The sequence below is a fragment of the Planococcus rifietoensis genome (genome assembly GCF_001465795.2).
Taxonomy (GTDB): domain Bacteria; phylum Bacillota; class Bacilli; order Bacillales_A; family Planococcaceae; genus Planococcus; species Planococcus rifietoensis.
Genome location: NZ_CP013659.2, coordinates 2,529,160 through 2,552,477, shown reverse-complemented (window position 1 = coordinate 2,552,477; position 23,318 = coordinate 2,529,160). Strand labels below are relative to the sequence as shown.

General features: G+C 49.5%; 20 protein-coding genes. 16 read left to right on the top strand and 4 right to left on the bottom strand.

Annotated elements, in window-relative coordinates:
- Positions 1 to 264 precede the first annotated feature (264 nt).
- The 7 genes from AUC31_RS12600 (at position 265) to trhO (ending at position 7,465) form a co-directional block, all read left to right on the top strand.
- On the top strand, positions 265 to 534 hold the full coding sequence (locus tag AUC31_RS12600) for a hypothetical protein (protein WP_058382849.1): 270 nt from the start codon (positions 265 to 267) through the stop codon (positions 532 to 534).
- Positions 535 to 537: 3 nt separating this feature from the next.
- On the top strand, positions 538 to 2,184 hold the full coding sequence (locus AUC31_RS12595; RefSeq protein ID WP_058382850.1) for a solute symporter family protein: 1,647 nt from the start codon (positions 538 to 540) through the stop codon (positions 2,182 to 2,184).
- A gap of 33 nt (positions 2,185 to 2,217) precedes the next feature.
- Entirely contained in the window at positions 2,218 to 2,751 is a 534-nt protein-coding gene (locus AUC31_RS12590; protein ID WP_237150605.1) for a hypothetical protein, read from the top strand.
- A 21-nt stretch (positions 2,752 to 2,772) separates the two neighbouring features.
- Positions 2,773 to 4,344, top strand: a complete 1,572-nt coding sequence (mbcS, locus tag AUC31_RS12585; RefSeq protein WP_058382852.1) for an acyl-CoA synthetase MbcS — start codon at positions 2,773 to 2,775, stop codon at positions 4,342 to 4,344.
- 126 nt (positions 4,345 to 4,470) lie between these two features.
- Positions 4,471 to 5,082, top strand: a complete 612-nt coding sequence (locus AUC31_RS12580) for a DedA family protein (RefSeq protein ID WP_058382853.1) — start codon at positions 4,471 to 4,473, stop codon at positions 5,080 to 5,082.
- A 48-nt stretch (positions 5,083 to 5,130) separates the two neighbouring features.
- Positions 5,131 to 6,081: a 2-hydroxyacid dehydrogenase gene (locus AUC31_RS12575; RefSeq protein ID WP_058382854.1), complete on the top strand. Its 951-nt coding sequence runs from the start codon at positions 5,131 to 5,133 to the stop codon at positions 6,079 to 6,081.
- A 421-nt stretch (positions 6,082 to 6,502) separates the two neighbouring features.
- Positions 6,503 to 7,465: an oxygen-dependent tRNA uridine(34) hydroxylase TrhO gene (gene trhO / locus AUC31_RS12570; protein WP_058382855.1), complete on the top strand. Its 963-nt coding sequence runs from the start codon at positions 6,503 to 6,505 to the stop codon at positions 7,463 to 7,465.
- Positions 7,466 to 7,516: 51 nt separating this feature from the next.
- On the opposite strand, the gene AUC31_RS17990 is transcribed toward trhO, so the two are convergent.
- Positions 7,517 to 7,645 (bottom strand): hypothetical protein, encoded by a 129-nt coding sequence (locus AUC31_RS17990; RefSeq protein ID WP_257721096.1) that lies wholly within the window; start codon positions 7,643 to 7,645, stop codon positions 7,517 to 7,519.
- Complete coding sequence (locus AUC31_RS12565; RefSeq protein WP_058382856.1) at positions 7,638 to 8,432, bottom strand: MerR family transcriptional regulator; 795 nt, start codon at positions 8,430 to 8,432, stop codon at positions 7,638 to 7,640. Before AUC31_RS12565 ends, AUC31_RS17990 begins: the two co-directional genes overlap by 8 nt.
- A gap of 205 nt (positions 8,433 to 8,637) precedes the next feature.
- Here AUC31_RS12565 and AUC31_RS12560 point away from each other — a divergent pair, with 205 nt between their 5' ends.
- The 3 genes from AUC31_RS12560 to AUC31_RS12550 are packed head-to-tail and all read left to right on the top strand — an operon-like array spanning position 8,638 to position 12,507.
- Positions 8,638 to 10,119 (top strand): aldehyde dehydrogenase family protein, encoded by a 1,482-nt coding sequence (locus tag AUC31_RS12560; RefSeq protein ID WP_058382857.1) that lies wholly within the window; start codon positions 8,638 to 8,640, stop codon positions 10,117 to 10,119.
- Between the two features lie 14 nt (positions 10,120 to 10,133).
- A complete protein-coding gene (locus AUC31_RS12555) occupies positions 10,134 to 11,300 on the top strand; it encodes a saccharopine dehydrogenase family protein (protein ID WP_058382858.1) in 1,167 nt (388 codons plus the stop codon).
- A 16-nt stretch (positions 11,301 to 11,316) separates the two neighbouring features.
- The gene (locus AUC31_RS12550) at positions 11,317 to 12,507 is read left to right on the top strand and encodes an acyl-CoA dehydrogenase family protein (protein ID WP_058382859.1); all 1,191 of its coding nucleotides are present in this window, start codon (positions 11,317 to 11,319) and stop codon (positions 12,505 to 12,507) included.
- 103 nt (positions 12,508 to 12,610) lie between these two features.
- Here the strand turns inward: AUC31_RS12550 and AUC31_RS12545 are convergent, their stop codons facing one another.
- Complete coding sequence (locus AUC31_RS12545; protein WP_058382860.1) at positions 12,611 to 13,522, bottom strand: diacylglycerol/lipid kinase family protein; 912 nt, start codon at positions 13,520 to 13,522, stop codon at positions 12,611 to 12,613.
- A gap of 94 nt (positions 13,523 to 13,616) precedes the next feature.
- Between AUC31_RS12545 and AUC31_RS12540 the strand changes: the two genes are divergently transcribed.
- The 5 genes from AUC31_RS12540 (at position 13,617) to AUC31_RS12520 (ending at position 19,617) form a co-directional block, all read left to right on the top strand.
- Positions 13,617 to 14,795: an alanyl-tRNA editing protein gene (locus tag AUC31_RS12540; RefSeq protein ID WP_058382861.1), complete on the top strand. Its 1,179-nt coding sequence runs from the start codon at positions 13,617 to 13,619 to the stop codon at positions 14,793 to 14,795.
- A 71-nt stretch (positions 14,796 to 14,866) separates the two neighbouring features.
- Entirely contained in the window at positions 14,867 to 17,005 is a 2,139-nt protein-coding gene (locus AUC31_RS12535) for a beta-propeller domain-containing protein (protein WP_058383793.1), read from the top strand.
- Positions 17,006 to 17,150: 145 nt separating this feature from the next.
- The gene (locus tag AUC31_RS12530) at positions 17,151 to 18,290 is read left to right on the top strand and encodes a zinc-dependent alcohol dehydrogenase (protein WP_058382862.1); all 1,140 of its coding nucleotides are present in this window, start codon (positions 17,151 to 17,153) and stop codon (positions 18,288 to 18,290) included.
- Between the two features lie 91 nt (positions 18,291 to 18,381).
- The gene (locus AUC31_RS12525; protein WP_058382863.1) at positions 18,382 to 19,137 is read left to right on the top strand and encodes a threonine/serine exporter family protein; all 756 of its coding nucleotides are present in this window, start codon (positions 18,382 to 18,384) and stop codon (positions 19,135 to 19,137) included.
- A 12-nt stretch (positions 19,138 to 19,149) separates the two neighbouring features.
- Positions 19,150 to 19,617 (top strand): threonine/serine exporter family protein, encoded by a 468-nt coding sequence (locus tag AUC31_RS12520; protein WP_058382864.1) that lies wholly within the window; start codon positions 19,150 to 19,152, stop codon positions 19,615 to 19,617.
- Positions 19,618 to 20,075: 458 nt separating this feature from the next.
- Here the strand turns inward: AUC31_RS12520 and AUC31_RS12515 are convergent, their stop codons facing one another.
- Complete coding sequence (locus AUC31_RS12515) at positions 20,076 to 22,082, bottom strand: putative bifunctional diguanylate cyclase/phosphodiesterase (RefSeq protein ID WP_058382865.1); 2,007 nt, start codon at positions 22,080 to 22,082, stop codon at positions 20,076 to 20,078.
- A 266-nt stretch (positions 22,083 to 22,348) separates the two neighbouring features.
- Between AUC31_RS12515 and AUC31_RS12510 the strand changes: the two genes are divergently transcribed.
- Positions 22,349 to 23,260: a DMT family transporter gene (locus tag AUC31_RS12510; protein ID WP_058382866.1), complete on the top strand. Its 912-nt coding sequence runs from the start codon at positions 22,349 to 22,351 to the stop codon at positions 23,258 to 23,260.
- Positions 23,261 to 23,318: the final 58 nt, after the last annotated feature.

Below are 23,318 nucleotides of genomic sequence, written 5' to 3'. Positions count from 1 at the left end.
AATTAAAGTGTTTTGTACAAGCAATAGAGGTATAAATAGCTTAATTGGTACGCTATTTGAACAGAAAAGTAGTTCAAATAGGTTATTAATATAATTGTTTAAATTTTAAAAAAATTCAGTTGACTATCATTTATGCAAGCGGTTACAATCAAGGGAGTTATTACGACACTAAATTTTAAAGGGGGATTGCGTGCATAAAAACTGAGCGAACGCTCAGTCTGGGGTGTATGAAGAGAGAAATTACACAATTTGGAGGGGAAAATGATGAGAGCGTACAAAAAAGAAGTCCAATTTACGATTTGGATGACGGCAGCGTTTATTCTGGTGGGAAATGTCGGATTGATCTTTTCTATTTTTCCAGTCGACGCCATGTTATTCGGCTTTCCGGTTATGTACATCGTTCCTATTTTAATGGGCTGGTTTGGCGTTTTCCTGCTGACGCTTGTGGCCGGGAAAATCGGCAACCGAATTGACGATGAGATTGAAAGAGAAAATGACACGCTCGGCCATGCCGACGAAGCAAAGGAAGTGTAAGCGATGGAGCAGAGCTGGCAGCTGGATAATCCAATTCTTGGACTCGTGGTCGTAGGTGCGACGTTCGTCTTGTTCTATATCGTCGGTTTTATTTCGAACCGCCAAAGTAAATCGGCCAAGGAACTATACGTCGGCGGATCGAACGTTGGAGCAATTACCAATGGTTTGGCGATGGCCGCTACATACATGAGTTTGGCAACATTTTTAGGCATTACCGCCCTTATTTTGCAATTGCAGGTTCCTTTTATCATGTTATGGATTCAATTGATCTTAGCAATTCCATTGATCACGATTATTTACGGAACGAGTTTGCGGCGCATGGGTGCCTTCTCGCCGACTCATTTCATCCGTGATCGCTACGGTACAACGGCTTCAATCATCGCTGCATTGTTCATGATTCTGGTTTCGATTATGTATGCGCTTGGCCAGATGATCGGCATCGCGATTACGTTTGAGACATTGCTTGGCATCCCGTATATCACAGGATTGTTCATCTTCGGGATCTTGATTGTCGGATACATCACAATCGGTGGAATGGCCGGGGCGACGAATAACGCCGCTATCCAGATGGTCATCATCGCCTTGATGTTCATCGTGCCGCTTGCCGCGATCATGAAAGCGATTGGCGCTTCAGGCTGGTACTTCCCGCCATTGTTTTATTCTGACATGGTTCCGGCCATGATGGATGCTTTGCCGACATTCTTCGATTACCAATTCTCGCCGAAATGGTATTTCTCCATTATCCCGGCGCTGACAATCGGTGCACTTGGCTTGCCTCACTTGGCGATGCGTGTCTACACGGCTTCGTCGCTAAAAAGTGCGCGCTCTGCGATGGTTTGGTTTGCGTTTATTCTCGGCTTGGTCTTCTCGGCGACCTATGCAATGGGCTTTGTCGGCGTCTTTGCAACGACTACGCAAGGCGTGACGATTTCCGATGCAGATGCCGACAAATTAACCATCATTTTGAATATGGTTTACAACCCAGAGTGGGTAACGGCGCTTGTCATTGCGGGTGCAATTTCTGCTGGCCTCTCGACATTGAGCGGAAACTTGCTGGCGATCGGGGCCTTGATTTCACAAGACATCATCTCTACATTGAAACCGAATATCTCACAGCGCTTAAACTTGCGCATCGGATTTATCGCGATTTTTGCAGGAGGGATTGCGAGTATCCTGCTTGCGATTAACCCGCCCGCTTTCCTTGTCGTCAGTATTCTTTGGGCGTTCGGGCTGGCAGGTGTCACCAATGCCCCGCTGATCATCGTGGGCGTCTGGTGGAAAGAGGCGAATAAATTTGGCGCGATCGCTGCGTCTGTGGTCGGTGGGGCGCTCTATATTATCGTGTCTCCATTCGTTTTCCCGAGCATCGTATTAACGGGGCATGGCGTAACAGACGGGATGGGACTGTCCGGTGCGATGCTTGCTGTACCGGTAAGTTTTATCTTACTGATCGTGGTTTCTTATATCACCAATCGCATTCCGGCACTTTCCGGAAAGTTGACGAAGCAAGCCGATATCGAGTTGATCGAGCGCATCCATGGCTGGAAAGATATCAAGGCTTATCGTTATAACAGCACAATTGGCGCAGGCATCACCGTCGTCGTCTCTGCAGCTGTCGCAATTTGGGCGCTAATGCCTTGGGGAATGTAAATGGCAAAGGGAGTGGCAAAGTTGGTTGGAAAAATGATAACCCTGAATGATCCATCTTACCGGTCATTCCTGGAATTACCAAAAACCGAAACGACGAGCCGGATATTGCTGCTCATCGTGGGTCTGGGCTACGGCGCGATTTCAATCGCGTCGCAAGCCTCATACATAAGCAGTTTCGATTCTGCTTTATTGCAGAATTTTCTCGTACCGGCCATCTTCATCATCTTTGGGATATTAACCGCTTTTATTACGAAAGTCGGCATGGCCGCGCTGTTGTGGGCGGGCTCGAAAGCGCTTGGCGGGACAGCGAAATACCGCGCCATCAGCTTGGTGACGCCGGTTGCGCTACTGCCAGGTTTGCTCGGCGCACCGCATTTGGCCGGTCTTGGCGATGGTGCGTTTTGGGTTAGTCTCTTGCTGGTTATCGGGGTGGTGTGGATGTACCTGATCAGCGTAAAAATCATCCAGACTGTGCAAGGATTCACTGCCACTAAAGCATATTTGTCTGCCGGAATGGCATTTCTGTTTCTGGCAAGTGTCTATTATTTGGTCATCCCTGCGAGTTGAATAAGAAGAGGAGGAAATTAGATGAACGTCGAACAATTGATTGCACCTGAACAATACAATATTACGTCTGAATTGGAAGCATACAAACAGGATGCCGAGCGGATTGCGGTACGCTGGTTTGATGCACAAAACAACCGCATCGAACTTTCTTATCGAGATCTTTTTTCCAAGATGAACCAATATGCGCAAGCATTCATGAAACTAGGGCTTGAAAAGGGAGATCGCGTCTTGATCATCCTGCCGCGGATTCCAGAAGCATATATTACGTACTTGGCGTGCTTGCGCGCAGGGCTTGTCGCAATCCCATGTTCTGAGATGCTGCGCAAAAAAGATTTGAGCTATCGCATGGAGCATTCAGGAGCGAAAGCGATCATCGCCCATTACAAAACAACAGCAGAAACGAACTCGATTGAAGAGAAATACGATGCGTTGGATAATAAATTGATTGTCGGCGGCACTGAGCAAGGGTGGCAGTCACTTGAACAATTGGCAGCTGCAGAATCAGAACAGTTTGAAGCGGTCGACACAAACCGTGAAGACATGGCGTTTCTATCGTATACATCCGGAACGACCGGCAACCCGAAAGGTGTCGTGCATGTACACGGGTGGGGCTATGCGCATGTCCGGACGGCTGCGACTGAATGGCTTGGTGTACAGAGCGGCGACATCGTTTGGGCAACGGCAGCTCCAGGCTGGCAAAAATGGATTTGGAGCCCATTCCTTTCGACAATCACGCTCGGGGCGACAGCGCTTGTCTATAACGGCGCTTTCGATGCGCTGAAATATTTGGAAATCCTAAAAGAGGAAAAAGTCAATGTGCTATGCTGCACGCCGACCGAATACCGGATCATGGCAAAAGTTGAAAACTTAAACGATTACAAATTGCCTCATCTGCGCAGTGCGGTTTCTGCAGGAGAGCCGCTCAATCGCCAAGTGATCGATGCTTTCCAGGAAGCTTTCCAGTTGAATGTACGCGATGGCTACGGACAGACGGAAAACACCTTGCTTGTATGCATCTTGCAGAACATGGACATGAAACCCGGTTCGATGGGCAAGCCGACGCCAGGAAATCCGGTTGATATTATCAACGAACATGGACAGCCCGCCGCACCAGGAGAAGTCGGCGACATTGCTGTTCACAAAAGCTGTCCGGCGCTGTTCCGTGAATATTACCGTGACCCGGAACGAACGAAATCCTCGTTCCGAGGCGATTGGTATTTGACGGGCGACCAGGCTTCACGCGATGAAGACGGCTATTTCTGGTTTGAAGGCCGCAGCGACGATATCATCATTTCTTCTGGCTATACAATCGGGCCGTTTGAAGTGGAAGATGCGCTCATGAAGCATCCCGCCGTACAGGAATGTGCAGTTGTGGCAGTGCCGGATGAGATTCGCGGTAATATCGTCAAAGCGTTTATCGTCTTGAGAGACGGTGGCAAACAGGATGAGGCGATGATTAAGGAATTGCAGGATCATGTAAAAGGCATTACTGCACCTTATAAATATCCACGCGTCATCGAATTTTTGGCGGAGCTCCCGAAGACGACTTCCGGAAAAATCCGTCGAGTGGAATTGCGTAAGATGAACGCTTAACAAGCAAGCCGCGCTGAAACAAGCGCGGCTTTTTTTGCTGTTTAAAATGGCGTACTTTAGTTAATATATATAGGTAGACGGACGTGAAAGAAGATTGGGAGTCCGGGCGTTAAGAGGGGGCTTCCTGTGGAACAGTGGATTATTTCAATTATGGACAATTATGGTTATTTCGGGATATTCCTGCTGATGTTGCTGGAGAACGTGTTTCCGCCAGTGCCGTCAGAAGTGGTGCTGACAGCTGGCGGGTTTATGACATCGACCACCAGCCTCACCGTGTGGGGAGTCATCCTGACAGCTACGGCAGGGTCTGTTGCCGGCGCTGTCATGCTCTACGGACTCGGGCTTCTGTTGGACGTGGAGCGGGTGGAACAAATCATCGACAAACATGGCCATTGGCTGCGCTTGAAAAAAGCAGATCTTTACAAAGCGGATCGCTGGTTTGACCGCTTCGGCGTGTTTGCCGTATTTATAGGGCGGCTGATTCCGCTTGTTCGCAGCCTTATATCCATTCCGGCGGGCATGTCCAATATGAAATTCGTTTTATTTTTGGCTTTTACGACAGCCGGCACCTTAATTTGGAATACAGTGCTTGTCTATATCGGGCGGGCAGTCGGAGAGAACCGGGAAGAGATCCTGGCACAATTGGACATTTATTCGAATATCGTCTATGCGTTGCTGTTTGCCGGTGCCATCGTCGGATTGTGGTTGTTTAAGAAAAGGCGCAGCGCAGGGCGTTAAATCTTTTATGAATAGGGAAGTTATTTAGGAGAAGGGTGGAGGAGTTTCATGAAACCGATTTTGTTCATTACCCAGCAATTGCCTGAACAGGCAGTGGCGGATTTGCATGATGTCTACGAAGTACGCATGTGGCCGGAAGAAGAACGCAATGCGCCACGTGAAAAATTGCTTGAAGAAGCGAAGGAAGCAAAGGCGCTGTGGACGATGCTTGGCGATGAAATCGATCGTGAGCTATTCGAGTCGGCGCCGAACTTGAAAATCGTCGTGAATTTGGCGGTCGGCTATAATAATATCGACCTCGATGCAGCAAGAGATCATAAAGTGATTGTTACCAATACACCGGATGTCTTGACTGAAACAACGGCTGACTTAACATTTGCTTTGATGCTGGCCACGGCCCGCCGCTTGATCGAAGCGGAAAAAACGGTGAGAAACGGCGAATGGCAAGCTTGGACGCCGATGGGATTGACCGGCCAGAACGTTCACGGCACCACTGTCGGGATTGTCGGCATGGGACGCATCGGGGAAGCGGTGTGCATGCGTGCACAAGGCTTCAATATGGAAGTCATCTATCATAACCGGACACGCAAAAGCCTTGAAGAAGCCCAATATGCGGAACTTGATGATTTATTGAAGCGCTCCGATTTTGTTGTGATCCTTGCGCCGCTGACCGAACAAACGAAAGGCATGATCGGCGAACGTGAGCTATCTTTGATGAAGGAGACTGCGATTCTCATTAATTGCGGAAGAGGCGGGATTGTCGATGAACAAGCCCTTTATGAAGCATTGAAGAATAAATCGATTTGGGGAGCGGGGCTTGATGTGTTTGAACAAGAGCCGCTGCCGCTGGACCATCCGCTTCAAACGCTCGACAATTTGACGGTTACGCCACATATCGGAAGCGCAACTGTGCAGACGCGTTATGCGATGATGCAATTGAACAAAGAAGCGTTGCAAGCTTGCGCAAACAGCAAACCGGTCAAGAACCGGGTGTGCTGAAAAAAACAGTCCCGCTTTACGGGGCTGTTTTTCAGAGTGTTGAAGAAGTCTATTAATCCATTACGAATAAGAATGGAGTCGTTTTTTCTAAATTCAATAATCAATGATCTTTCTAAGTATTTGGAGAAGCATTCGCTCGACTCCTGTGGGACTAGCGGGTTTGAGAGACCCCGCAGGAACGCAGTGACGAGGAGGCTCGATTCCCGCCCCACGGAAAGCGAGCGATAAGCTTCGGAAAATACGACTTCTTAACTTTCTCGACAAGCTGAAAAAACAGTCCCGCTTTACGGGGCTGTTTTTTATACGCCTGCGGGATGAAGCTTCAAGGAATGTTGAATTTTTTCGCGCGTTGGGGTAAAATAGGCTAGGTTTTTCCTGTATCAAGGAAATGTGCCAAATCGAAAATCAGGAGGTATGATTCATGCAAAATCATACACATAATGTCTTACTGTACTATCTATACACCCCGATTGAAAATCCCGAAGAGTTCGCGGCTGAGCATTTGGCTGCCTGTAAGGAAATCGGATTGAAAGGCCGCATCCTCGTATCGGACGAAGGGATCAACGGCACATGCTCCGGCACGATCGAGCAAACTGAACAATACATGGATATGTTGAAGAGCGATCCGCGCTTTGCTGACATCGTCTTTAAAATCGACGAAGCGGATGGCCATGCTTTCAAAAAAATGCACGTCCGTGCGAAAAATGAAATTGTCCACCTTGGACTAGAAGAAGATATTAACCCAAATGAATTAACCGGCAATTATTTAGAGCCGAAAGAATTTTATAAATTGATGCAAGATCAGGATACCGTGGTCATCGATGCACGCAATGACTACGAGTACGACTTGGGCCATTTCCGCGGCGCGGTACGTCCAGACGTTGAAACTTTCCGTGATTTGCCGGAATGGATCCGCGAAAACAAAGAGAAGTTTGAAGGCAAGAAAATCCTGACCTATTGCACAGGCGGCATCCGCTGTGAAAAATTCTCAGGCTGGATGAAACGTGAAGGCTTTGATGACGTCAACCAACTTCACGGCGGCATTGTCACGTACGGCAAAGACCCGGAAGTACAGGGCAAGCTGTGGGACGGGCAATTGTACGTCTTTGATGAGCGCATCGCCGTGCCGGTCAATCGCGTCGAGCATACCGTTGTCGGGAAGGACCATTTCACGGGTGAGCCTTGTGAGCGCTATGTCAACTGTGCGAACCCTGAATGCAATGCAAAAATCTTGGCTTCAGAAGAAAACGAACACAAATACATGCGTTCATGTTCAGACGAATGCCGCGAGCATCCACGCAACCGCTATGCTTTTGAGCATGGTTTGACAGGGGAGCAAGTACAACAGCGCCTCGACGCATTGAAAGAAACTGCACAATCATAAGCAACTCAAAAAGCCTGAACGGTATTATCCGTTCAGGCTTTTCTTTATGGATTAATTTTCGAGTTCTTCTGCACAATCGTGGCAAATCAATTCACCGTCGATATAGACGCCGTCCAAAAATCCGTCGCGGCAATAGATCTCTTTGCCGCAATTGCTGCAAGGGCCGATGAGTTCACGCATGCTGCAAGGCATTCGCGTGCACGTGCATCGCGTCTTTCAAGTAGTCGGACAAACCGTCGCCATGCTGGTCGATGGTACGCGAAAAGCGGCTGTCATTTGCATAAAGATTGGCCAAATTACGGAACATATTCGGCGTGCATTCATAGAAGCGGTCGAGCAAATGGTAATACGCGGCCATTTCCTTCTGGACTTCTTGTGCATCGGCCGGCAAATCCATAAGGCTGGCAACAGCGCTGTAGATGCGGTTGGCTTCTCGGTCGATCTCTTCTAAGTTCTCGGCTTCTTTTTGCGGTTTTGCGGCTTCCGGTTCTGAAGCTTCCAGGACAGTAGTCTCTTCCTTGATGTTTTCAAGATCTTCCTTAACGGATACTTCAATTTCCGGTTTCTGGTACAAGTCGATCCGATCCGGTGTATGGCGGATGGAGAATGCAGAAAACCGCTGTTCGTTGCTTAAGGGTTCACCGGATGAAAACTCATTTTGTGCTGTACGTGCGTTGTCAATCAACTGTTCAATGCGGAATTTTTTCTGTTCAAGCAACTCGATATGGCGTGCCATAGCATATTCTGCATCGTAACCATTTTTTATGATTTCCTGAATCTTCTTCAATGAAAATCCGAGTTCTTTAAGAAATAAGATGTGCTGCAGCAACTTCAAGTCGTCATCGCTGTAATAGCGGTATCGGTTCGATCCCTTATTGCTCGGTTTCATTAAATCGATGCTGTCGTAATGGTGCAGCGTCCGTACGCTGACGCCTGCGATTTTTGCCACTTCTTGTACTTTGTACATTTCAATCACCTCTACTCTTGATTAGACTATGACGATTGGTCAGTGTCAACCATTTCTCGGTAATTTTCTCGCATTGTCGTACGAAAGTATACAACTTTACAAAGTTATGGAAGGAAGTTCGGAAAGCATGTAGGAGTTTTCCGTTTTGTAGGGAATAGAGTAAATAGTGAGAGCGTTTACATTCATTGTAGAAAGGGGTAATTCGATGAAACTAACGAATTTTGTAAATGGAGAGTTCCGGCAGGAGGCAGGCGCCGATTTCGTGCCTGTCATCAACCCGGCAACAGGTGAAGAGTTGGCAGCTGTACAACGCTCAACTGCCTTAGATGTAGAGGAAGCGGTGAAAGCAGCCAAAGCGGCACAGAAAAAATGGGCGCTTGTCCCTGCACCGAAACGTGCGGATTATCTATATGAAATCGGGCGCTTGATGAAACAAAAGAAAGAACAGCTCGCGGCGGTACTGACAAAAGAAATGGGGAAAGTGATCGAAGAAGGGCGCGGCGAAGTTCAAGAGGGCATCGATATGGCATTTTATATGGCGGGTGAGGGGAGAAGGTTATTTGGCGAGACGACGCCTTCGGAATTAGCGGATAAATTCGCGATGAGTGTACGTGCGCCGATCGGTGTCGTCGGGCTCATCACCCCATGGAATTTTCCGGTGGCGATCGCCACTTGGAAATCTTTCCCGGCGATTGTGGCGGGCAATGCATTCATCTGGAAACCAGCAACTGAAACGCCGATGATGGCTTATGAAATGGCTAAAATCTTCAAGGAAGCCGGCTTGCCAGATGGTGTAGCGAATATCGTTTTCGGTTCCGGGTCGGAAGTCGGAACTGCGATGATCGAGCATCGGGACATTCGTGTCATTTCATTTACCGGCTCGACGGATACAGGGCGTAAAGTAGCGGAACTCGGGGGGCGTCATTTAAAGAAAGTATCGCTTGAGATGGGCGGAAAAAACGCGGTCATCGTCATGGATGATGCGGATTTGGACCTCGCAGTGGACGGCATTTTGTGGAGCGCGTTCGGCACCGCCGGCCAGCGCTGCACTGCTTGCAGCCGTGTCATCGTCCATCGGGATGTCAAAGAACAGCTGCAGCAGCGCCTGCTCGAAAAGATGGATAAATTGACGATCGGCGATGGGATGGACGAATCCGTCAAAGTCGGACCGGTCATCAATAAGAAAGCATTGGAAAAAATCCATTCCTATATTGAAATCGGCCAAGAAGAAGGCGCAGAACTTGTCAGGGGTGGCGAAATTTTAACGGGCGGCCATTACGACAAAGGGAACTATTACGCACCGACATTGTTTTCAGGCGTAACATCGGAAATGCGCATTGCACAGGAAGAAATTTTCGGGCCGGTCATTTCCTTGATCGAAGTAGCAAGTTTCGAAGAAGCGATCGAAGTGAACAACGGCGTCATTTACGGATTGTCGAGTTCGATTTTCACAGCGGATGTCAACCGGGCGTTCAAAGCTCAACGTGATCTTGATACAGGGATCGTCTACATCAACGCCGGGACGACAGGAGCTGAAATCCATTTGCCGTTCGGCGGCACGAAAGGCACCGGCAATGGCCACCGCGATTCAGGCGTTGCGGCGATAGATGTCTTTACCGAATGGAAAAGCATTTATGTAGACTTCAGCGGCAAATTGCAGCGGGCACAGATCGACAACGAAGCATAAAGGGGGCGGCGGAGATGAAATTTGCGGTACTCGGAGCTGGATTGATGGGAAAACAAGCAGCGCGTGATTTGCTTCGCAACGAGCAGGTGGAAAAAGTGATTCTGGCAGACCGGACAACGGAAAAAGCGGAAGCGTTTCGCCGGCAATTGGGTGATCCGCGGCTTGAAATCGCCCAGATGGACGCAAGCCATGACCGTGAACTCAAGCAAGTCATCGCACAAGCAGATGTCGTGATCAATGCGTTGTTCTATACCTTCAATGAGAAAGTAGCGAAAATCGCCATTGAATGCGGAGTTCATTCCGTCGATCTCGGCGGGCATATCGGGGGTGCGACGGATAAAGTGCTCGCCATGCACGAGCAAGCGTCTAGCCAAGGCGTAACAGTCATTCCGGATCTTGGTGTGGCGCCAGGGATGATCAATATTTTAACCGGGTATGGTGCGAGCCAGTTGGATGAGGTCGAATCGATCCGCATTTATGTCGGGGGCATTCCGCTCCATCCGGAACCGCCGCTCGAATACAAACACGTTTTTTCACTCGAAGGCGTTTTCGACCATTACACGGACCCGTCGCACGTCATCCGTGGTGGAGAACTGGAAGAAGTCGAATCGCTATCGGAAATCGAGCCAATCGCATTCGAAGGGTTCAATGCGTTAGAAGCGTTCCATACATCAGGTGGTACATCAACCTTGACGAAAACGTTCCGCGATGTAGATTCGCTGGAGTACAAAACGATCCGTTACCGTGGGCATGCCGACAAGTTCCGATTGCTCGTCGAATTGGGTTTGACGAACCGAGACGGAAAAGTAATCGCCGGCGGACATGATGTGTCGCTGCGTGAAGTTCTGCTGAAAGTGCTCGAGCCGATTACGGAACTTGGCGACGAGAAAGATGCAGTGCTTTTGCGCGTGACGGTTTCCGGGTTGAAAGAGCAAGAGGAATGCACATACCGATACGAAATGGTGACCATTCGCGATGAGTCAACCGGTGTCACGGCGATGGCGCAGGCCACAGCCTACAGCATTTCTGTTGTGGCGCAGATGATTGCGGATGGGCGCATCCAAAAACGCGGCGTCTACCCGCCTGAGCAAGTGGTGCCTGGAGCTGATTACATTGCGGAAATGAAGAAGCGCGGCGTAAACATTGAAGAAACGGTGCAACGGGCAACGCATCATAACTAGCAAGGAGGAAAACGGCATGGATTTTGAATACAGCGAAGAACAAGAGATGCTGCGCAAAACCGTCCGGAAATTTGTCGATGAAGAAATCATGCCCTATATAAAAGACTGGGACACAGAGGGGCATTTCCCCGAATCGATTTGGCAGCGACTGGCCGATCTCGGTTTGATGGGGGTGTGCATTCCGGAAGCGTACGGCGGCAGCGGCATGGACTATAATGCACTCGCCATCGTCTGCGAAGAACTTGAACGCGGCGACACCACGTTTCGCACGGCCGTTTCTGTCCATACCGGCCTGAATTCACTATCGCTTCTGCAATGGGGCACAGAAGAGCAAAAACAGAAATTTTTGGTGCCGCAGGCAAAAGGCGAAAAGATTGGTGCGTTCGGCCTGACAGAACCAGGAGCCGGGTCAGACGTGGCGGCGCTTTCGACGACCGCCAAACGCGTGGGCGACGACTATGTGCTGAACGGCCAGAAAACCTGGATTTCCCTCTGTGACCAAGCGGATCATTTCCTCGTTTTCGCCTATGTTGATAAAGAGCAATCGCATAAAGGAATCAGCGCTTTTATCGTAGAACGTGACCGTGAAGGCTTTTCGTCCAAGGCGATCAAAGGGAAGTACGGCATACGCGCTGGCAATACAGGCGAATTGTTCATGGAGGATGTCCGCATTCCGGCAGCCAACCGGCTCGGGGAAGAAGGCGAAGGGTTCAAGATTGCGATGGCATCACTCGACAATGGCCGTTTCACTGTCGCTGCCGGAGCGTGTGGCTTGATGATGGCTTGCCTGGAAGCGAGCTTGGATTATTGCAAGACGCGCACGACGTTCGGCAAGCCGATCGGCGAGCATCAACTGGTGCAGCAAATGCTTGCCAATATGGAAGCAGGCTATCAGATGAGCCGCTTGCTCGTCTACCGTGCCGGCGAATTGAAAAACAGCGGCAAACGCAATACGCGCGAAACTTCGCTCGCCAAATGGCAGGCGTGTAATTTTGCCAATAAAGCGGCAGACGACGCGGTGCAAATCCACGGCGCTTACGGCTATTCCGATGATTATCCGGTCGCCCGCTACTTGCGCAATTCCAAAGCACCGGTCATTTACGAAGGCACGCGGGAAATCCATACGATCATGCAGGCGGATTATGTGCTCGGCAAGCGGGAAGACAAAGAATTGAACCGCATGCTGCCTGCCTGGCCATTCGAATAAAGTTCGATTCCACGCTGAAAAGACCAGTCTCTTTTTAGCGCAAATAAAAAAGAGCGGGCATAGCGCCCGCTCCTTCGGCTGCCGGCTAACATCCGGCAGCTTTTTATGTGAAGATATCTTCTTCGTTTGGCACAAGCAAGTTGAGTTTTCCCGGTTGGACACTGATCGAGGCGGGCGTCTTCATATAGATTTCACCGTCGGTATCGATATCCATCGGTGTTTCTGTGCGGATGTCAATTTCTCGTCCCTGAAGATGGATGATATGCTCGAGATCTTCCGCAGTAAGGTCTGGTTTCGATAAGGAAAACCATTCGCGTATCGCAGCAAACGACGAGCTTTGGATGATGAAAACATCCAAGAGCCCATCAGCGGGATCGATGCTTTGCATCGGAAACAAATGGGTGCCAATGGATTTACCGTTCATGGCCAGCACCAAAACGGCTTCTTCTTCGTACGCTTGACCGTCGATCACCAGCGATACATTAAACGGTTCTGCTTGCCTCATCGTCTGCATCGCGCTCATGAAATAGCTGAGCTTGCCATAGCGTTCCTTCAGGTCGGGGTCGATATTGAAGGAAGCGTCTGTAATCAATCCGATGCCCGCGAAGTTCAGGAACGTGCCTTCGTTGATGGTCGCTGTGTCGACTTGCTGGAGTTTACCTTGACTCAAGCTTTTTGCTGCCTCGTCAAGGTACAAAGGAATGTTCATCGTGCGCGCAAAATCGTTGCACGTCCCGCTCGGCAATATTCCGAGAGGCGGCGGGTTTTCGATTGAGCTAAGTGCGTGTGCAGCCAGATGGACTGTGCCGTCGCCGCCTGCGACAAATACTGCGTCGGCGCGTTCGGCGGCAGAACGGCAGACCGATTCCAGTTCTTCGGGGGAATCGGTCTTAATCAGTTCCAATGTTTTCGAAGATGCGGCGAGTTGCGGTACAGCCAATCCCATAACCGCATCTAACGTGGACGCACCTGCCTCGGCATTATACAATAATATGGAATGCGTGAATCCGGCCATGCGTAAGTCCTCCATTCTTCATCATTACTCAACCATTCCACTAATGAAGGACCAGTAAACGCATCAGCAGAATTCCGTAAAAAGGAGTGCTTATATGACGAAAAAATTATATTACGACGATTCATATTTAAAGGAAGCCACTGTTCACGTAATCGAATCGGCAATGGACGGAAGTGGGCAGTATGCAGTACTCGACCAGACTTGCTTTTATCCTGAAGGAGGCGGGCAGCCGGCAGACCGCGGAATGATCGGGGAAGCCACAGTGCAAGATGTGCAAAATCAGGACGGGGAAATCCGCCATTACCTGGATCGGCAGCTGGAGCCAGGCGAATACAAGGCGGCGCTGGATTGGCAAAGAAGATGGGACCATATGCAGCAGCATGCCGGCCAGCATCTTTTGAGCGCTTTACTGGAAGACCGTCATGGCTACCAAACCACCAGTTTCCATCTCGGGCAAGAGCGGGTGTCGATTGATCTGCATAAAGCCTCCATCGACCAAGAAACCTTGCGGCAAGTGGAACTTGAAGCAAACCGCATCATTAGCGGTCATTTACCAATCCGCACGCGTTTTGTAAATGACCGGCAGCTTGAGCAATTGCATCTCCGGAAGCCGCCCGCTGTTAGTGGAGACATCCGCTTGGTTGAAATGGAAGGCATCGATTTGAATGCATGCGGCGGCACACATCCGGAAAATACCGCGGGAATCGGGCTGTTGAAAATTCTTGGGACGGAAAAAGCGAAAGGCGGCACGCGGCTCTATTTTCTATGCGGAGAACGAGCGCTCGAACATTTTGGCATATTGAGCGACACGAGCGATGCATTGATCGGGAAATTGAATGCCCCGCTAGCTGAACTGGTGCACGCGGCAGATGCTTTATTATCAGAGAAAATTGTAGCCGACAAGGAAATTGTGGAGCTGAAAAAGCAGCTGTTGCTTTCAGAGGCAAAAGCATTAACGCCGGAAGGGGGCGTTGCGATCCGGAATTTCGGCGACCGGCCCATCAAGGAATTGCAGCAGTTGGCGCGTTTAGCCACTGAAGAATATCCGTCTGTCTGCTTGTTGTTTGCAGCACAGGCACAAGGCAGCATCCGGTTGGTCTGCGCCCGCGGCAATGAAGCTTCCGCCGATATGAGGGAGACTTTGAAACGCTTGCTTCAAGAAACAGACGGCAAGGGAGGCGGAACCGCTGCACTTGCGCAAGGCGGCGGCCATACACAAGAACCGTTCGAACGCTTCGAGGAAATTTTTAGCGAAATTCATGCCAATGGCTGAACGCCAGCTGTAACCTTTTGGAGTCGTAAAGGGTCTAATGGGTAAATGGCACGAGAAAGGTCGTGGTGTTCGTGAGATGGAGCAGAGCCTGGTGGATAGCAGCGATTCTTTTGGTGTTTTCAGGTATAGCTTTTATTGTGCTGACGGAAAATGTAGCCATCAGCGGATCCGCAACAGCCCTTTCGGAATCCGGCTGGCGGGCGAATTTTTCGGCGCCGCTCGATGCGGATGCGATTGAAAAAGGCGCTGTTTACCTTACGGATGCAGATGGCCGAAAACTCGATCTCGATATGCGCTTGGCAAATGGCGGGCGGACGCTTGAAGTCCCGGACATCGCTAGCGGAGACTATACGCTTCATGTCACCAAATCGGCCCTGACGAGCAGTTTCTTAAAAAGCCTTTCGGCAAATCAAATCGACTTCACGATACAAGATGAAGTCCAGAACCTGGCTGGCGAAGAGGAACTGCATACGTATTTTACGCGATTGCTGAATCTCCAAAAAGACAATCCTTTTTACCGCGGCTTCGGTGAAGGGGCAGATGACGCTGAGGAAAGCGCGTCAGGCGAGTCTGGAGGAATGGGAGGGGGCGATCATTCGTCGACCAATAACCAGGTCGAAGGCATCGACGAAGGTGATATTGTGCAGACGGATGGCGATTATTTATATTCCATTAGCGAGTCGCGTGTGATGATTTCCGACATCAGAGACCCGGAAAACATGAAACTTGCAGCAGTTTTGAAGTTGGACGGGGAAACGTATCCGGAGGAATTATTCTTATCCGGCGATACGCTTGTTGTCATATCAAGCCGCTTTTCACTTATGGAAACCGAAGAAGACGTGGAAATGGAGAGCTTCATGCCTTATTCCGGCATCACAGCGGTTTCTCTCTATGACGTGACTTCACCCGAGAACCCGGAGCTCATCCGCGAATTCGGCAACGAAGGCACATTCAATAACGCGCGGCTATCGAACGGCATCCTCCATTACGTCAGCAATGTGTTTCCAAATTACTGGATTTTGGAGGAGCAGCCGGATATGGAACTGCGGCCAAGGCTATTCGATTCCGCGCAAGGCGGAGAGCTTGAACCCTTGCCTTATGAAGATTTGACCATCTTGCCAGGAACGATGGAAGGGAGTTATAGCGTCATCACTTCCATCAGCTTAGAAGCCCCTGAGTCCAATGAAATTTCTACAAAAGGCTTTTTGGGCGGCAATGAACAGCTGTATATGAACGAACAGCATCTCTATTTGACGGCGTCTGCGTTTGAGACCGCTGAAGGGGAATTCGAAGATACGGCGCTTTGGGTGCCGCAACAGGCGGATACGGAAATCTTCAAATTCAGCTTGGATGGCATCTCGGTGGAATTTATCGCTTCAGCTCGCGTACAAGGTTCTTTGTTGAACCAATTTTCGATGGATGAATTTGAAGGCTATTTCCGGGTGGCGACCACAGAAGGCGTCGCTTGGGCACCCGCTTCCGAACCGAAAAACCACCTATTCATTTTAAACGAACAATTGGAGCAAGTCGGTTCAGTGGAAAACTTGGCACCGGGCGAACGCATCTACTCGGTCCGCTTTATCGGCAGCAAGGCCTATATGGTGACTTTCCGTGAGACCGATCCGCTGTTTGCGATCGATGTTTCAGACCCTGCTGCACCAGAAGTGCTGGGTGAATTGAAAATTCCTGGATTTTCTAATTACTTGCATCCCCTTGATGACGAGCATCTGATCGGTTTTGGCTACGATACAAAAATCGAGCCAGTCAAAGGGGGCGGCGAGCCGCGCATCGTGACAGGCGGGATGAAAATCTCGTTGTTCGATGTCAGCGATATGGATGACCCCAAGGAAGCCGATACTGAAATCATCGGCGGTCCTGGAACTTATTCTGCCTTGCAATACGACCATAAAGCTTTATTCCGTCATGAAGCACAAAGCTTGTTCGGCTTCCCGGTATCGATTTACACAGGAGATGGCACAGAGTACATTGAATTTCAGGCAGAAGGAGCTTTAATTTACTCGATTACACCGGAAGGCATCGAGCTGTCAGCCGATCTCACCCAAGCATCCGAGCAGCCCTATGAAGACTGGAATACATCAGTCCAGCGCCTGGCTTATGCAAAAGACGCCTTGTATGCAGTGGCGAATACAGAAGTCAGAAGCTATCGCTTGTCCGATTTCGAACCACTCGGCACCTTGTCCCTTCAATGACTATGGTTTCTGTAAGCGGATCTCTTCAGGAGATCCGCTATTTGTTGTTTCCTTAGACGGAACAGCGTTGGAAATAAGACGTTTGCACTGACAGAAAACGGGAATAACAAAAATATTCTGACACCAATAAACGGGAGGGAAAAACATGAAGGCAGTAACGTTTCAAGGAACAAAAGACATGCAAGTCAAAGAAGTCAAAGACCCGGAACTCCAAAAACGTGATGACATCATTGTGAAAATAACTTCCACCGCCATTTGCGGGACCGATTTGCACATCTATCAAGGGGCATTGCCGACCACCAAGAATACCGTCATCGGCCATGAACCGATGGGCATTGTCGAAGAAGCGGGACCGGACGTCACCAAAGTGAAAAAAGGCGATCGAATCGTCCTGCCATTTAATATTAGCTGTGGCCATTGCTTCTATTGCTCACATGAAATGGAAAGCCAATGCGACAATTCAAACGGCAATCCCCATTTTGATACAGGCGCCTATTTCGGTTTGACGGAACGCTATGGCGATTATTCAGGAGGACAGGCTGAATATTTGCGCGTGCCCTACGCTAACTTCATGCCATTGGTCATTCCGGAATCTTCCGAGCTCGAAGATGAACAGGTCCTGTTCCTATCAGACGTATTGCCGACCGCCTGGTGGAGCGTCGAGAACGCAGGTGTCAAAGAAGGCGATACGGTCGTCGTTCTCGGCTGCGGACCAATTGGCCTGATGACCCAGAAGTTTGCCTGGATGAAAGGGGCGGCACGGGTTATTGCGGTAGATGAATTGCCGTACCGGATGGAAAAAGCGAAAAAGATGAATAATGTGGAAATCGTCGACTTTAGCCAGCATGACAATACGGGGGCGCTGATCCATGAAATTACAAAAGGCGGCGCACGAGTCGTCATTGATTGTGTGGGGATGGACGGCAAGAAATCGGCGTCAGAAGCCGTTCAGCAAAAGCTGATGCTGCAAGGCGGGACATTGAGCGCGATTGATATCGCGAAAGATGCCGTCAGCAAATTCGGGACCATTCAATTGACGGGCGTCTACGGGTTGACCTATAATCAATTCCCGCTCGGCAATCTGTTCGAACGCAATGTGACGATGAAGATGGGCCAAGCGCCGGTCATCCATTTGATGCCGATGCTCCTCGACAAGATCGAAAAAGGCGAGTTCGATCCGCGTGAGATCATTTCCCACATCGTGCCGCTCGAACAGGCGAGCGAAGCATACCGGATTTTCAACGACCACGAAGACGAGTGCACCAAAGTCATTTTAAAACCATAAAATATGCCGATGAAACGCTCCGGTAACCGGAGCGTTTTAATTTTGCCTTGCCTGCGGTATGATGGTACAGAAGAAAAAGGGGGGAGACCAGATGGCCGAAATATCGGAAGTCAGAAGAGAACTCGCGCTGGATTGTTTTCTGTTGGCCGGAAAAGTCATGATGGAAAGCGGCGCGGAGACATACCGGGTGGAAGATACGATGATCCGGATGGCGGTTTCGCAAAATATGATGGATTCCCATTGCTTTGTGACTCCAGCGGGCATCATGTTTTCCCCGAGCAATGATTTGCCGACGCGCTTTGTCCGCATCCACGGCCGCCGTACCGATCTCGAACGGGTAGCGCGTGTCAACGCTGTGTCGAGGCGTCTTGTGGCAGGCCAGCTGACATTGCAGCAAGCGTATGAAGAAATGACGGAAATCGAAAAAAACCATTACTTGTTCCCTTTGTGGCTGCAAGTGCTCGCAGCTGCAGTTGCCAGTGCCTGCTTCCTGATTTTGATGGGCGGTGGCTGGGCGGACATTCCGTTCGCTTTTGTCATCGGGGGAATCGGATTTTATATTGTGGAAATGGTACTCGTGAAAACAAGGGTCAAGTTTTTCGCGGAATTTATCGGAGCGGTCGCCATAGGTACTTTAGCGGTGCTCGTTGTGAATAGTGGATTCGGGAACGATCCCGATACGATTATCATCGGTTCGGTCATGCCATTGGTGCCCGGCTTGCTGATCACCAACGCCGTACGCGACATGATGGCCGGCCATTTTGTATCGGGCCTATCGATGGGTGCGGAAGCTTTTCTGACGGCATTCGCCATCGGGGCCGGCATCGCCATCGTATTGTCATTTTAAGGAGGAGATCGAATGAACTGGCCTTTGGAGGCGTTTCTAAGTTTTTTGGCAGCCGGCGCATTCGGCATCATTTTCAATATCCCAAGAAAGACGCTTATCAGTTGCGGGCTTGTCGGGATGAGCGGCTGGCTTTTCTACCGGAGTTATTTCCTCATGTTTGATGACCCGATTCAAGCAACCTTCGCCGGCGCCTTTATTGTCGCGATCGTTGCGCACATCTTGGCGAAGATCTTTAAGATGCCGATGATCATTTTCAGTGTCGCCGGCATCATTCCGCTCGTTCCTGGAAGCCGTGCATACAATGCGATGCGCAATATCGTGGAGAATGATTACATGGAAGCGGTCGATTTTGCTGTACAGGCATTGATGATTTCAGGCGCAATCGCGATGGGCCTGGTGTTCGCGGAAGTGCTCATGCAATTGTATTTCAAGTATCAAGCACGGCGCACTCAGAAAAAAATGGGCTTTACACAGGAATGATTGATGAAACAACAGGCTGCCAGCTTTACGGGCAGTCTTTTTTTGTGGGAATAATGTATGCAGGATCTGACAATAACGCCTCAATCTGTCGCTAACTCCGGGAAGCGATTCCCCCACTAGCCGGCAACTCGTAAAAAAACAGATTCCCGTAAACACCTCACAATCAGTGAAATGTATAAGCTGCCGGGCGAACAGGGTGAGCCGACGCAGTAGGAGAAAAGCTGCACCCAATATTCGTATGAACCGGCTTGCTCCACTTTCGCTACGCTCAAGCATCGCAGATGAATTGGCTCAATTTACTTTCGCCAATTCATTGTAGCCAAAGGCCAACCCAAAGCGAGGCAGCGAATATCCATATGATGCGAACTCCAATAATTTAAAATTTCTATACTAAATTTTCAATCCTAACAGAATAAAAATCCCCAGACCGCGGATTGCCCGCAGTCTGGGGAAGGAGGTTATTTTAGCCATTTCTCGAGTTCTTGTGCGCTCATCGGATGGCTGATGATATAGCCTTGGATGCTATTGCAATCCATTGCCCGAAGCAGTTCAAGCTGCTCGTTCGTTTCGACTCCTTCAGCGGTCACTTGGAAATCAAGCGATTTGCCGAATTGGATCATGCCCTTAATCATTTTCTGCATTTTTTCCTGCTTTGTGATCGACTGGATGATGGTCCGGTCGATTTTCAAGGAAGAAATCGGCAATAGCAACATGTAACGGAACGATGCGTACCCCGTTCCGAAATCATCCAACGCAAATTGCACACCTTGTTGGCTTAGGCGGTTCATTTGCTGCATGATCGGCCGTTCCGCTTCAGCTTCAAGCGCGAATTTCTCCGTGATCTCGATCATCAAGGAATGCGGATCACAATTATTTGCTTTCATTTGCTCGATTAGCTTGCTCGCCATATCCTTATCGCGGAATTCACGGATGGAAGAGTTGATGCTGATACGCAAATTAATCCCTTTCGCTTTCCAATCTTTCAATTGCGCACAAGCAGTCTCCAAAACGAAACTGCCGATTTCATGGATCATGCCGTTTTCTTCCGCAATCGGAATAAGTTCATCAGGCGTCACGACGCCGATTTCGTCATCATTCCAACGGACAAGCGCCTCTACGCTTTCGACATTGCCAGTCGAGAGATTCACTTGCGGCTGATACAACAATTGCAGGTTTTTCCGGTCCAAAGCATGAACAAGGCGCTTTTCAATAAGCGCTTTGCGGTTCAGGCGTTCGTGGTCGTCTGCCGTCAAAGTGGAAATGGCGCTGCCGCCGCGGTCTTTGACTTTCTTGATTGTTGCATAGGAAGCTTTGATCAAGTGGACGAAGCTTTGCTGGTCTTCCGGATATTTCGTAATGGCGCCGCTGACCGTCAAAGGAACTGCCGTGCCGCCGATATAGATCGGGTGCTGCTGCAAATAAGGCAGGAAGCCCTCGATGAACCAGTTCGGCAATGGCGTGATCAACGCAAATTCATGAAGCCCGGCGCGCGTAATCAAGGAATCCGAGAAATACATGCGCAAGCGTTTCGTAAATTCGATCAGCAATTCATTTTCCGTATCGGTATCCGATACGTCACGCAAAGTGTAGAACCGGTCGATGTCAAGGAACAGGAAAGAGAAATGGCGGCCTTCCTTGATATGTTCCGCGACGGCTTGTTCAAGGCGGTGGCGGTTTTCGAGCCCAGTAATCGGGTCGATAAAAGCGATTTCCTCGAGGTGCTTTTGGGCATGCTTTGTTTCTGTAATGTCTTTTTCAAGGAAGATGTAATACGCATCCTCCTCTGACAATTGCATCGGAATCGCCGTTAAGTCGACCCAATAAGTTTCACCGTCTTTGGTCGCTTTTTTCGCTTCGCCGTTCCATACGTGCCCATCTTTCAAGCTTTCCAGAATCGAATCGACAAACTCAATGTCTTCTTCGCTGTCATGGAACATTTGCCATACGGGCTTGCCGAGCACACGTTTCGGGGTCCATTTGCTGAGCTTTAGGAAATGGGGATTCGCGTATGTGACAAGAAACTCTTGATCGAAATAAGTCATCATAAACGAATCATCCAGCCCGTGGCGAAGATGGCTCAATTCTCTTGCAGCCGAGTCGGCGCTTACGCTATCATCGATCTCATAGATCGTCAGAAGAAAACGTTCGCCATGCGATGTGAACGCTTTCGTAACGACTGTGGAATAGCTTTGCCCGCCGCTGCCAAGCCCGATTTCCATATTTTCGAACCGTACTGGATCTGTGCTTTCCAACAGCAGTTCCCATGGCTGCTTGTGGAGAGACGCTTGTTCTGGATTCATATAGGGAAAGGGTTGGCCTTTAGCGGTTTCTGTATTTAGTTGAAAGATGCGTTCGGCGTGCCCGTTGAACCAAGTGATGAGTCCTTCTTGATCGAAAATGATGATAGGGAAGGGAATATGGTTATATGCTAGGGTTTGTGCCAAAAAATCCTGCTTTTCACTCATTAACTGACGCTCCTTAACCGTTTTGTACTTTCATTATAAAGAAGAAAAGGTCTTTCGTCACCACTTTACAAAAATATAACACGGGAATTTTAGCATAGAAAAGCTACTATCCTTTTTTAGCCTCTCATGAGAGAATAGGCATGATTCGATTGAAAATTGAGGGAATCGATAAAATTGTCCCGATTTTTAGCGCTTATACTGATAAATACAGCCGAATTAGCCAATTCGTCACGGGTTGGCTTTGTTTAATGGAAGGAGTGGGGCGAATGGAACGTCTAAAAGGAGTATCGATGATATTGATAGGAGCGATGCTTTGGGGAGCCACCGGACCGCTCATGGAATGGACACTCGATGTTTATGCGATTTCTGTGCCATTTCTTCTGACCATCCGGCTTATTGTCGCCGGCATCGTGCTGCTGTTGTTTTTGAAAATGAAGCAGGTGCAGGTGACATCGATTTTCCGTCAAAAGATATGGACGCGTCCCTTATTAATCTTTTCAGTGGCGGGCATGCTTGGCGTCCAATACAGTTTCGTCGCAGCGATCGATACGAGCAATGCTGTTTTTGCCACGCTGATGCAGTTTCTTGCGCCTGTCTATGTCATCGTCTTCGTTTCCATGCGCCTGCGTAAATGGCCGCCGGTCTATCAGGTGCTCGGCATGCTCGGCACGCTCGCTGGCTTGTTTTTATTGTTGACGGACGGACGCTTGGATTCCTTGGTCATCAGCGGAGAAGCGCTTTTTTGGGGCGTTCTTGTCGGTTTGGCATTTACGTTCTACACGCTGTATCCGGCCCGGCTGATGCAGGAATGGGGCGTCTTGCTCGTGGTCGGTTGGTCGATGCTGTTCGGCGGCATCTTTCTCGGGCTCATCAATCCGATTTTCCTGTCGGATGAATGGGGGCTGTTGGCAGACCCGACACTCATTGTGGCAATCATCGCAATTATTGTGGTCGGTACGATGGCGTTTGTGCTGTTTCTCAGTAGCATGCGATTCATTTCGCCTGTAGAGACGAGCATTTTATCCGCGATGGAGCCATTGACGGCGATGGTCATTTCGCTTGTCTGGTTCGGCCATTTTCTATCCCCATTGCAAATCGGTGGAGCTTTTCTCATGTTGGTCTTCGTCACTTGGCTATCTTTTGCAGGCAGTGAAAAAACTGTCGAAGACCGCTCTTGAGTGGAGGCATGCAGCAAAATGCTGTGTGCCTTTTTCATTTTTGAAAGCAAAAAAGATT